The 12,373-nt window shown below is 43.4% G+C and carries 9 protein-coding genes; 4 read left to right on the plus strand and 5 right to left on the minus strand.

Features of this window, described 5'->3' with window-relative positions; genetic code table 11:
• Positions 1–124: 124 nt before the first annotated feature.
• A complete protein-coding gene (locus BDI_RS12385) occupies positions 125–1,183 on the minus strand; it encodes a FecR family protein (protein WP_009018305.1) in 1,059 nt (352 codons plus the stop codon).
• Between the two features lie 323 nt (positions 1,184–1,506).
• Between BDI_RS12385 and BDI_RS12390 the strand changes: the two genes are divergently transcribed.
• The 4 genes from BDI_RS12390 (at position 1,507) to BDI_RS12405 (ending at position 7,566) form a co-directional block, all read left to right on the plus strand.
• Positions 1,507–2,058, plus strand: a complete 552-nt coding sequence (locus tag BDI_RS12390) for an RNA polymerase sigma-70 factor (RefSeq protein WP_008773829.1) — start codon at positions 1,507–1,509, stop codon at positions 2,056–2,058.
• A gap of 130 nt (positions 2,059–2,188) precedes the next feature.
• Positions 2,189–5,008: a TonB-dependent receptor gene (locus tag BDI_RS12395; RefSeq protein WP_036629142.1), complete on the plus strand. Its 2,820-nt coding sequence runs from the start codon at positions 2,189–2,191 to the stop codon at positions 5,006–5,008.
• Positions 5,009–5,272: 264 nt separating this feature from the next.
• Positions 5,273–6,832, plus strand: coding sequence for a sensor histidine kinase (locus BDI_RS12400; RefSeq protein WP_011966867.1), 1,560 nt, complete (start codon positions 5,273–5,275; stop codon positions 6,830–6,832).
• A 2-nt stretch (positions 6,833–6,834) separates the two neighbouring features.
• Positions 6,835–7,566 (plus strand): response regulator transcription factor, encoded by a 732-nt coding sequence (locus tag BDI_RS12405; protein WP_005861388.1) that lies wholly within the window; start codon positions 6,835–6,837, stop codon positions 7,564–7,566.
• Positions 7,567–7,619: 53 nt separating this feature from the next.
• Here BDI_RS12405 and BDI_RS12410 read toward each other — a convergent pair whose 3' ends face one another.
• The 4 genes from BDI_RS12410 to ftsA form a co-directional block, all read right to left on the minus strand.
• Positions 7,620–9,029: a carbon starvation CstA family protein gene (locus BDI_RS12410; RefSeq protein WP_005861386.1), complete on the minus strand. Its 1,410-nt coding sequence runs from the start codon at positions 9,027–9,029 to the stop codon at positions 7,620–7,622.
• A 115-nt stretch (positions 9,030–9,144) separates the two neighbouring features.
• Positions 9,145–9,594 (minus strand): GatB/YqeY domain-containing protein, encoded by a 450-nt coding sequence (locus BDI_RS12415; RefSeq protein ID WP_005861384.1) that lies wholly within the window; start codon positions 9,592–9,594, stop codon positions 9,145–9,147.
• A 19-nt stretch (positions 9,595–9,613) separates the two neighbouring features.
• Positions 9,614–10,978, minus strand: a complete 1,365-nt coding sequence (gene ftsZ, locus BDI_RS12420) for a cell division protein FtsZ (protein WP_005866974.1) — start codon at positions 10,976–10,978, stop codon at positions 9,614–9,616.
• A gap of 33 nt (positions 10,979–11,011) precedes the next feature.
• The gene (gene ftsA / locus BDI_RS12425) at positions 11,012–12,370 is read right to left on the minus strand and encodes a cell division protein FtsA (protein ID WP_011966868.1); all 1,359 of its coding nucleotides are present in this window, start codon (positions 12,368–12,370) and stop codon (positions 11,012–11,014) included.
• Positions 12,371–12,373: the final 3 nt, after the last annotated feature.

The raw sequence follows: 12,373 nt of genomic DNA on the forward strand, positions 1-12,373 counted from the left end.
TCAAATTGTTTCATATGGGAAGATGCTGGTAACATTTTCCCGTATGTTTTTTAGATAGACCAAGTCTACTTTCTTGTTCTTTTATTCCATAGGCCCATATTATTTAATTGTTATACATTTTTCTTTATTTTCCTTTCCAAAGTATAACTCGAGTACGGTTAGTACCTTTGCTGTCATCTGTCTTCATATCTTCTATACGATAATCAATATTTGAAGATATTCTCAAATAGTCTAGTGTCTGAGATAGCAACCTATTATCTAAAATACCGGTTAAACAATAGCTTTTAATCTCCGCATCCTGAATCACAAATTCAACATTATAGTAATATGACAATTTTTTCAAAGCCTCAGGTAAAGGCGTATCCTTGAACATCAGTTTGCCATCCATCCATGCGGTTTCATACATCGTGTTTATTTTCATCACAGAAATTTCTTCTTTATCCAAGTTGCAAATCGCTTTTTCGGATGGTAGTAACGTCCTATGACTCACATTCCCTGATTTATTCTTCACCTCGAGATTTACGGAGCCCGTCACTAAAGTAGTCGAAATTATATTCTCATCCCCATAAGCTTGTATATTAAACTCCGTGCCTAAAACTCTAACCCTATGCTGATCTCCTGAAGTACTGACAATAAAAGGTTGTTTTTCGTTGTGAGTGACTTTAAAATAGGCTTCTCCTGATAAATATACTTTTCTTTCTTTTTGGTCATAAGACATCGGATAGGATAAAACACTACCCGAATTTAGATAAACAACAGTACCATCCGGTAAATTAAAGCGTGTACGGACTCCCGCATTTGCCTGAAGTGTTATAATTTGAGGATCTCCAAATTCAGAATCAACCTTTCTATGGGAAAATAAGGTTGATAGTCCAATGATAGCAATTATACAAGCCGCAGCGACAGAGAACCTCTTCAGCCAATATAAACGGGTCCGTTTTGCTAATCGTTGTTCCAGCTTTTCGTAGGCAATCAATGGATTTCGGCTAGCGATCCGTTCCATCGCATTGTTCGCATAATATATACGGGCGGTCTGTAATAAGATCCTCTTATTATTTTCATCCGCTTCCAGCCAAGCTTCAATATAAGATTTTTCCTCATTGGAAGCTGTGTCCTTTATATACCGTAAAAGCATCATACCTTCCGGCTCTTGGAAATTAATATGTCTATTTTCAGTTTTCATTCTTATCTGTTTCTATAACTAAGACAATCCTGAAAGAACACACCCTTAACTAAAAAGCAATTTTTTTCAACTTTCTCATTTTTAGTCCAAGGTAACCGCATCAATTTTTTTTACGGAAGACCGTTAGACTTTTACTACTTACTTTCCCATAGGATATATACTTTATCAGTAAAGTAAGTAGTACTTCATCGGTAAAGTAAGTATATCTTGCGATAAGGATGTCCTAAAAGTGATATTTCGATGCGGTTACCCTAATTTTAATCTTGAATATCCAAGATAAAATATATCTTTGCTTACAGAAAAGAAAGGATGAAGAAGGTGCTATGGATGATTCTACTTTAATTGAACAAATACAATTAGGAAGTAAAGACGCTTTTAAACAGATGTTTATCAAATTTTATTCGCCGCTATGCGAATATGCTTCCCAATATGTTTCTGATGAGGATGCCGAAGAACTTATTCAGGAGCTAATGTTATTTATATGGGAAAACCGAAATTCCTTATTTGTAGAGATATCCCTAAAATCCTATCTTTTTATGGCTGTTAAGCATCGTTGCCTCAATGCGATCAAAAGGCAATTGTATCATGAGCGAGTACATAGCCTGATTTATGATAAGATTAAAGATCAATTTGAGAATCCTGATACCTATTTCGTAAACGAGCTTACAGAGAATATCACGAAAGCGATCGAAGAATTGCCTGAGAATTACCGGGAGACATTTAAACTTAGCCGATTCGGAGAGCAATCTAATCCCCAAATCGCAGAGGCCTTGGGGGTTTCTATCAAAACCGTGGAATACCGGATTACACAATCCTTGAAAATATTGCGGGTTAAATTGAAGGACTATTTACCTTTTATAATGTTCTTGTTCTAAGAATACTCTCCATAAATCCAAAGGCCTGCACGATTGTTAATAATATCAAATCCATAAAAGTTATATTAAACTATTTTGAATGAACCATGTCTATCTTTTCGTAATTGTAAACAATGTAATCCATATAGTTATGAAATCGGGAAAGTGCCTTTTGATGTTGTTGATGATCCTTTTTTCACCGATGGCTTTCGCACAGCAAAGCGGTGTTAATGTTACCGGATCTGTCGTTGAGCAAGGTAGTGATACCCCCATCGAGCAAGCAACGGTACGATTGCTGAACGTAAAAGACAGTGCCATGGTACGAGGTGTGGTGAGCGCCCGTAATGGTAGTTTTACCTTGAAAAACGTAAAGAAAGGAAGTTATTTACTACACATCACATTCATCGGATACGATCCATTGTACCAACCCTTGCAAATCACCGGAAAGAAAAACCCCGTAAACGTAGGTAAACTTGAATTAAGCGACGGAGCGATCGAGTTGGGAGAAGCCGTAGTTATAGGTAAGGCACCCGAGGTTACCGTTCGCAACGACACTGTGGAATACAACGCGGATTCTTATAAAGTAACCGAAGGCTCCGTTTTGGAGGATTTATTGAAAAAGATGCCCGGTGTGGAGGTAGATAGCGAAGGCAAGATCACCGTCAATGGAAAAGAGGTGAAAAAGGTAATGGTGGACGGAAAGGAGTTCTTCTCCGATGACCCGAAAGTGGCCTCCAAGAATCTTCCAGCCAAGATGATCGATAAATTACAGGTACTTGATAAGAAAAGCGATATGGCCCAAATGACCGGCTTCGACGATGGAGAGGAAGAGACCGTCATCAACCTAACCGTGAAACCCGGCATGAAGCAAGGTTGGTTTGGCAACGCATATGGTGGATACGGAAGTAAAGATCGGTATGAAGGCAACGCCATGGTCAATCGTTTCGTGAATAATGACCAGATCACGTTCATGGGGGGAGCGAATAACACGAATAATATGGGCTTTTCCGATCTAGCCTCAACAATGTTCTCCGGTATGGGAGGCGGTGGAGGCCGACGAGGAGGTTTCGGAGCGGGTAGCGGTATCACCTCTTCCGGAAACGCAGGTTTGAACTTCAGCAAGGAATTCAAGCCGGATAAACTAACTCTTGGGGGAAATACTCGTTATTCCCATTCCGACAATGATGCTCGCAGCAAGAGTGATCGGCAGAATATCCTTCCCGGAGATAGTTCCTCCTATGATAATAGCGAGGCGATGAGCCGTACGAAGAGCGATAACTTTGGCGTAGACTTTCGCTTGGAATGGAAACCGGATACGATGACTCAACTTATCTTCCGCCCGAGTTTCAGCTTCAGCCACAGCATGAACGACAATTTCAGTGATGCTACCACCTTGGATAACGAACGGGATACGGTCAATACCAACAAATCCAGTAATTACTCGGAAAGTAACGGGTACAACCTAAATGCCAGCATCGATTTCAGCCGTAAGCTGAATAACAAAGGACGTGTGTTCAGCGCCACCCTTTCTGGAGGCAATAGCGATTCGTACAGTGACGGCATGAACCGTTCCGACATCGTTTATTTCAACCAGACTGATGCCTTGAAGAATAGCATTATCGACCAGCGCTCACGTTACGACAACAAAGGTTTCAATTACCGGGCCTACGTATCGTGGGTAGAACCGATCGGGCATAATAATTTCATCCAAGCCACTTATAGCATCAGCCAACGGAAACAAGAAGCCTTGAAGAATGTTTACAACCAAGACGCTGATGGTATATATAATGTATTAGATTCCGCCTACAGCCAAAGCTATCGCAATAACTTTATCAGCCAGCGGGCCAGCTTGAGCTTCAAGTCTCAACGGGCAAAGTTCAACTACACGATCGGCTTGAATCTGGACCCATCCTATTCCAGCAGCGAGAATTTCGTTGGCGACACGACCTTATCCAAGATAACCCGTAAGGTGGTCAACCTCTCCCCGATGGCTCAATTCAACTATATGTTCGATAAGCGTACGAATCTTCGTATCATGTATAATGGCCGTACCAGCCAACCGAGCATGACTCAATTACAACCGGTAGCGGATATCTCGGACCCGACGAATATCACGATCGGTAACCCGGATTTGAATCCCCGCTATACGAACAACGTATTTATTCGTTTCCAACAGTTCACACCGGAGAAACAACGGGCCTTTATGATCATGGCAAACGGTAGTTATATCATCAACGATATCGTAAGTTATACCTCTTATAACCAAGAGACAGGTGTAAAGACCACCACTTACAAAAACGTAAATGGCAACTATAGTGGCAACGTCCGTATGATGTTGAATACCCCCTTGAAGAATAAGAAATTCTCCATCAACTCCATGACAATGGCCTCGTTCGCTAATAGCAACGGATATATCAACGAGGAGAAGAATACGAACCGGAATCTCATATTGTCCGAACGTGGTGGTATCGACTTCCGCTCCTCTTATCTGGATCTGGGCGTAAACGGGAATATTCGTTACAATGCCACCAGCAACTCCCTGCAAAAGGAAAATAACCAAAACACCTTCAATTACGGAGCCGGCGGTTACACGACAATCTATCTGCCCCTCAATTTCAAGATAGAGAGTGACGTGAACTGGTCTACCAACTCTGGCTACGGGGACGGATTCAAACAGAACGAAGTCCTATGGAATGCCTCAGCCTCCAAGTCTTTCTTAAAGAATAACCAAGGGACGCTCCGTTTCAAGATCTACGATATCCTGCAACAACGAAGCAATATCTCCCGTTCCATTACCGCTAGCTATATACAAGACTCAGAATATAACACGCTAGGCAGTTATTTCATGGTACACTTCATCTATCGGTTCAGCATCTTCAAAGGCGGAGCCAGTGCCAGCGACGTGAAAACGCCGGGTAGAAGCGGACGGGGAAGAGGTCCGATGGGTCCTCCTCCGGGACATCGATTTTAATCCCCTAAGTGGAGACTTTATAAAGTCCGTACGCAACAAAAAACGCACCGGACTTGTTTTTACTTAGGATAATATATAAAAAACTTAGGATAAAATAACGCTAACTAGCGCATTAACAGCGGAGTTTCAATGCTTAGCTAACATATATCCTCTATGCCCACAAAGTATTATTAACATTTTAAACGGATTATTTTTACCTTTTTTGTGTAAATATTAAACTAAAACATACGTTATTTGTTGCAATATTAAGAGAAAGATATTGATATGAGGAAGTCGACAATTTGGTTGCTTGCGGTAGTTATGGCTTTTGCCTTCGCCGGGTTATTATACCTACAGGTAAACTATGTGAGCATTATACTTAAGACACGCAGCGAACAGTTCAATGAGACTGTCAAAAGAAGCCTGCGCCAAGTATCTAAGAATCTGGAATTGGATGAGACCCGTAAATACCTCGAGGATGATATCAACCGGGATGAGACAAATTTCATGTATCAAAATGCCCCGGATGCCCAAAGCCTAGGACAAGTGATCAACCATGAGAAATACCAATTACAGATCAAGGATTCTAATGGAACCGTTCAACAAATAGAGATGCAAAGTTTTAGCGCCCATAAGTTCGAGCCGCTCTCTTCCTTGTCAAAACGGCAGTCTGCCAACAGCATCGTAAACACATCTAAAGATTTACAGAAGACACTAAAAAGACGTTACCAGTACCAAGGTGGACTGATAGAGGAGGTGATTTACAACATCTTATACACTGCGAATCTAAAGCCGATCGAGGAACGTATAGATTTTAAAAAGCTGAACAATTACTTAAAAACAGAATTTATTAACAACGGTTTGAACTTGCCGTTTGTGTTTTCTGTTATTAACAAAGATGGAAATGTAGTATACCAGAGCGGAGAATTCCAAAAGCAACCGATCGCCTCTGACGTGATCACCCAAGTGCTTTTCCCGAACGATCCCCCATCGAAACTAAACTACCTGAGAGTTTATTTTCCGACGAAAGGGGATTATATCTCAAGCTCTATTACTTTCATCGTTCCATCGGTTATATTCTCATTGATCCTGTTGATAACCTTCGTCTTCACGATTTACATCGTATTCCGTCAGAAGAAGTTATCCGAGATGAAAAACGACTTTATCAACAACATGACGCACGAGTTGAAGACACCGGTATCCACGATCTCGCTCGCCGCCCAGATGTTGAAGGATTCGGATATAACGAAGAGTCCGGACGTATTCAAGCATATATCCGGCGTAATCAACGACGAGACGAAGCGATTGAGCTTCTTGGTCGAGAAAGTGCTACAGATGTCTTTGTTCGAACGACAGAAAGCAGCGCTTAAATTGAAAGAAATTGACGCGAATGATTTGGTAGCGAACGTGGCTAACACCTTCGTTTTAAAGGTCGAGAAGTACGGCGGTACAATGGATATAGACCTGCAAGCTACAGAATCGGATATATATGTGGATGAAATGCATATCACCAATGTATTGTTCAACTTGATGGATAATGCGGTTAAATACCGCCACCCGGAAGTTCCGCTTACATTGATGGCACGCACTTGGAACGAGAACGGAAAGCTGTTGATCTCCGTGGAAGATAATGGTATCGGTATCAAGAAAGAATATCTGAAAAAGGTATTCGACCGTTTCTTCCGCGTACCGACAGGCAACGTACATGACGTGAAAGGGTTCGGTCTCGGACTCGCTTACGTACGCAAAATTATTGAGGACCACAAAGGTACGATCCGTGCCGAAAGTGGTGCGGGAAACATTGGAACAAAATTTATTATTACTTTACCTCTTATAAAAAGTTAGTTATGGAAGAAAAACTAAAGATCTTCTTTTGTGAAGACGATGAGAATTTAGGAATGCTTTTAAGAGAATACTTACAAGCTAAAGGGTATGTAACGGACCTATTCTCTGACGGAGAAGCCGGATACAAAGGTTTTACCAAAGGTAAATACGATCTTTGTGTGTTGGATGTCATGATGCCAAAGAAAGATGGTTTCACCTTGGCACAAGAAATTCGCTCTATCAATCCTGATATCCCTATTATCTTCCTTACAGCCAAGACTATGAAGGAAGACATCTTGGAAGGATTCAAGATCGGCGCAGATGACTACTTGACAAAACCGTTTAGCATGGAAGAGCTATTGCTTCGTATCGAGGCTATCCTTCGCCGTGTGAAAGGTAAGAAGATGAAAGATATTCCTTTCTACAAGTTAGGAAACTTCTTGTTCGATACCCAAAAACAAACGTTGGCTATCGGCGACAAGGTTACAAAACTTACCACGAAGGAATGCGAATTATTAAGCTTGTTGTGCGCCCACGCAAATGAGATCCTTGAGCGTAACTACGCCTTGAAGACAATCTGGGTAGACGATAACTATTTCAACGCTCGTAGCATGGACGTTTATATCACGAAATTACGTAAATTGTTGAAAGACGATCCGGGTATCGAGATCATCAACATCCACGGCAAGGGGTATAAATTAATCACTCCTTCCGGGGAGGAACAAGCCCGTGAGGAAGGCATACAAGTGCTTTAATTCACTTGAACAATAACGACAGAAAAGGCTGGCCTACATTTAGCCAGCCTTTTTTATACTTTCCTTCTTTTCCAGACTAAGAAGATCCCGAAAACGATCAATGTAACTAGTAGCCCCAAAAGTTGAGAAAAACCGGAGGAAAGACCAAACCCTTCCGGAGCTACAAAAATATAGGTAGAACATACCGCCGTCATGAATAAGGCGGGAATCAAGGTTATCACATATAATTTTTTTGCTTGTACCAAATATACGGTTAAGGCCCATAGGGTAAATACCGCTAACGTCTGGTTACTCCATGCGAAATAACGCCAGATCATATCGAAGCCGTCCTTATCTTTTTGACTATATAATAAGATTCCTATCGCAACGATAAACATGGGAATACAGATCATCAGACGTTTGGCCACCGTTTTTTGCTCCATATGCAGGAAGTCTGCGACAATCAGACGAGCCGAGCGGAAAGCCGTATCGCCAGAAGTAATCGGAGCAGCTATCACACCCAGTATCGCTAATACACCTCCGACAGCGCCCAGCCACTCTTTCGTGATACTGTCTACTACGACAGCGGCATTGTTCTCCTCCATTCCGTTATTATGGAAGAAATACGTAGCAGCGGCGGCCCAAATCAAGGCTACGATACCTTCGGTAATCATCGCTCCGTAAAATACGGGACGGGCGTATTTCTCACTTTTCATGCAACGGGCCATCAATGGACTTTGGGTAGCATGAAAGCCAGAGATAGCGCCACAAGCGATACTAACAAACATGATCGGAAAAATAGGCAAGCCTCCCGGATGCGTATTACCAAGTCCATCCGTAATCTCAGGTAACGGCGGCTGGTTAATAAATAACATAACCAAGATACCTACGGCCATAAATAGCAAAGCGATGGCAAATAATGGATAGATCTTTCCGATAATCTTATCAACAGGTAATAGAGTAGCCAGTATATAATAAATGAACACGACGATAATCCAGAACGTAGCATCTAGATATTCCGGAGTCAGTTTAGCCAGCAACCCTGCAGGCCCAGCTACGAAAACAGCACCCACCAAGATCATCAAGATAACCGTAAAGCCCCGCATAAATTGCTTAAAGTTATTCCCCAGATACCGTCCGATCAATTCAGGAAGACTTTCTCCATCATGCCGCAACGAAAGCATTCCCGATAGGAAATCATGGGTAGCGCCCGCAAATATACTTCCCAATACGATCCAAAGGAAAGAAGCTACCCCAAATTTAGCCCCCATGATAGCGCCGAAAATAGGTCCCAGACCCGCTATATTCAAAAATTGGATCATGAAAATCTTCCAAGTAGGCAAGGGTATATAATCGACACCATCTTGTTTCGTGAAAGCAGGAGTAACCCGGGAGGGATCTACGCCAAACACCCGCTCGACAAATTTACCATACGTAAAATATCCAACGATAAGGGCTATCAGACAACATGTAAAAGTAATCATGGTTTTCTAAAGAATTAAATTGTCAAAGGAAAAGGTATATACGAGAAAACCGTACCAAGGGCATTCTAACGAGCAATTGTCAGAATGCCCTTAGTACGGTCTTCGTATGAATCAATTAATTAAGTAAACGCTTAACCGTCTCGGAAATCATCCGTCCTTCGGCTCTTCCTGCCAATGCTTTTGAGGCTACACCCATTACCTTACCCATATCTTTCGGGCCAGCGGCACCGACTTGAGCGATAATAGCTTTCAATTCTTTCTCCAATTCCTCGGCAGACATTTGTTGAGGCAAATATTTCTCAATCACTTTTACTTGCTCCAACTCAACATCCGCTAGGTCTTGACGGCCCTGTTGCACATAAATCGTAGCGGAATCTTTCCCTTGTTTCACCAACTTCTGCATGATCTTCAAGGCATCCGCATCCGTCAGCGTATCATTGGCTCCCGGAGCGGTTTTCGCTTCCAAGAAAAATTTCTTTACATTTCTCAATGTCTCCAAGGCGACTTTATCTTTCGCCTTCATCGCGTTTTTAATGTCTTCACTGACTTGTTCAAATAAATCCATATCCTTATTATATTATTAACTATCGGAAACTGATCACTTGTTTACCCCCCCGCTGAGAATCTTGGCGAGGTTGGTTAGCCGGTTGCTTCGCCGTTGTCGGAGCCGATACTTGAATATCCTCTCCCGCTACTTTGGAACGGGCACGGGCCACGATCTTCGGATCCCGGTTATAAGTCGGATTATCCTCTATCAAAGCGATCAAGGCATCATCGTCCAACTCTTCCTGAGTCAAAACTACCGCTTTCGCACGAGAGGTAAAACGACCCGCCTTTTGTGCGGAAGCACCATAATATTTACCAATCAAATCACGCTCCTTACGCTCTTTCTCGATTCGCTCTTCTTCTAAGCGCAATTCTTCTTCCGTCATCTGAGCGGCTTCATTCCTGCGTTTATCAGCGATCAATGGAATATCATCCATCGTAAATCCAGTAGCGAGGATCGTCATTTTCACTTTATTACCTAATGTATTATCCACGGCAGTACCCCAGATAACCTCTATATCACGGTTGAACTCGGACATAAAGTTATGCACGTCGTTCATCTCCTCCATGCGCAACTCGGCTTCCTCGCTGAAATATACGTTGAACAGGATTTTCTTGGCGTTCTTTACGTCGTTGTTGCTTAATAGCGGAGAATTCAGAGCGTCTTCCACCGCTTGGCGAACACGTCCTTCTCCTTCACCAAAACCATTACTCATCAAAGCGACACCACCATCTTTCATCGTGGTGTTAACATCGGCGAAGTCGAGGTTGATAATACCCGGAAGCGTAATGATCTCCGCGATACTCTTGGCGGCGATCGTCAAGGTATCATCGGCCTTGCCGAAAGCGTTCATCACGGAAAGGTCCGAATAAATCTCACGCAAACGCTCGTTATTGATTACCAATAAGGCATCCACGTTTTTCGCGATCTCCTCCACACCATTCAAGGCCTGTATAATCTTACGCTCACCCTCGAACAAGAAAGGAATGGTTACGATACCTACCGTCAATATTCCCATATCCTTCGCGATACGAGCGATAACCGGAGCGGCACCCGTACCGGTACCACCACCCATACCGGCGGTAATAAATACCATCTTCGTACCGTCGTTCAACATACCTCGAAGATCGTCCAGACTCTCCTCGGCCGCCATCATCGCACGTTCCGGCTTATTTCCCGCGCCCAATCCCTGCGTGATCTCACGTCCCAGCAACAACTTGATAGGAACATCCGAACGGTTCAAGGCTTGATTATCCGTATTACATAACACGAATGTAACATCGTGTATGCCCTCCTTATACATATGAGTAACAGCGTTTCCGCCACCGCCTCCAACACCAATCACCTTAATGATTTTGGGAGTATCCGTAGGATAATTAAAATTTAATATTGTATCGTCCATTGTCTTCCGGTTTTATTACATTCGTAGATCACGTTATTTACTCTCGTTATCATCGTCATCGAAGAGGGTTTTACCAAAGGTATCGATTCCTTTTGTCAACCGCCCGAACAAGCCGGGACCTTTTTTCTTCTCTTTCTTCGGCTTCTCCTTGACGGGTTCCGGTTCCGGAGTCGGTTCCACTGTCGGTTCAGTCTCAACCACCGGCTCAATCTTAGGCTCCGGTTTAGGAGGAATATATAACGCGCAATTCTTAGTTCCTTTCGCCAAGAGGCCGACGGCTACCGCATATTCGGGATTGCTGGCAACCACTAAATCACCACTAGCGACAACCCCCTTGCGAACCGCTGAATAGCGAACCTCCATCTTCAAGCGTTCGCTCATAACAGCCGGTAAATTCTTCAAAGCGGCGCCTCCACCCGTAATCACGATGCCGGCACCGAGAACGCTCATCAAGCCTGTAGCCTCCAGACGAGCATATACATTCTCTAAGATCTCATCCATACGGGCCTCGATCACGCCGTTCAACTCGGCCAGCTTAATCTCACGCAAGCCCATTCCATCCGCTAAACTCACTTGGATGGTCATATCATTATCCCGGTCCGCTTTCGCGCTACCATAAGTGATCTTCAAGCGTTCCGCCTCAGACTCTACGACCCTGAGATTGGTTATATCTTTTGTTATCAAATTACCTCCAAAGGGAACAACGGAAAGGCTGGCCAACTTACCACCCTTATAGACAGATATCGTCGTCACGCCGGCACCGAAACCGATCAAGGCGCAACCCAAGTCCTTCTCATTGTCGCTCAAGACAACATCTCCCAACGCAAGGGGTGACACCAGAATACCGGCGATCTCGATTTTCGCTTGTTCCGAGATGCTATTGACAATATTTAATTTCAAGGAAGGACGTCCAACAATCAACTTGTAACGAGCCTCGATACGGCTACAAGGCACACCCACCGGGTTGGACTCTGGTTTATCATCTAAAAAATAGGAAGGAGAAACCACGTCAAGAACGGTCAACATATCCGGACGATAATCCTTACACTCTTGATAAAGAGAGTCTATGATCTCCTCCGTGACCACTCCTTCCGTTCCCAATACCTTGCAAACCGTATGCTCGATAGAACGGAGTGACTGGCCACCCAGTCCCACATATACCTGCCCGATCTTGGTCCCCCCCAGTTTATTCTCCAACTTGAGGATCAAGCGTTTTATCTTACTCGCCGTCTCCTTCACGTTATATACACATCCTCTTCGTATGCAGGTGCCGGAGTTCTCAACTTCGTAGGCGATGATTGAAAGAGCGCCCATCGCATTCTTAGTCCCCACCATTCCTACCATATGGGAGGTACCTAGGTCAATAGCTGCTATAAAGTCTGTGTATGCCATATC

Origin of the sequence: Parabacteroides distasonis ATCC 8503, from assembly GCF_000012845.1 — a bacterium.
Lineage (GTDB): Bacteria > Bacteroidota > Bacteroidia > Bacteroidales > Tannerellaceae > Parabacteroides > Parabacteroides distasonis.